The organism is Candidatus Accumulibacter vicinus (assembly GCF_000584955.1).
Lineage (GTDB): Bacteria > Pseudomonadota > Gammaproteobacteria > Burkholderiales > Rhodocyclaceae > Accumulibacter > Accumulibacter vicinus.
This window is the reverse complement of the sequence record NZ_JDSS02000024.1, coordinates 17,408-17,642: the sequence shown is the minus strand read 5'-3', so window position 1 is coordinate 17,642 and position 235 is coordinate 17,408. Positions and strand designations below refer to the sequence as shown.

Below are 235 nucleotides of genomic sequence, written 5' to 3'. Positions count from 1 at the left end.
ACAGCGGCCGTCAAGTGTGCGCCATGCGTCGCATCCGGGTCGTCACCGGCGTCCTTGACGATCACTGCATGCGCGACCCGCTCGCTACCCTCCCCCTCGAGGCGACCTTCACTGACCGCAAAGCGGTGCTCCTGGCCATTCGGCAGGCGGCAGAGAACGCTGTCCGGTAGCACGCCGGTGAGCAGGCCGAGCGTCGCCGCGCGTGCGGCGGCGGCGGCGCAGGCGCCGGGGGGGA

The 235-nt window shown here is 72.3% G+C and carries 1 protein-coding gene; it reads right to left on the bottom strand.

What is annotated here, in order from left to right; translation table 11 throughout:
• Window positions 1-235 (bottom strand): cobalt-precorrin-5B (C(1))-methyltransferase (locus CAPSK01_RS10625; protein ID WP_034926174.1); only part of this gene is annotated, 235 nt, incomplete at both ends.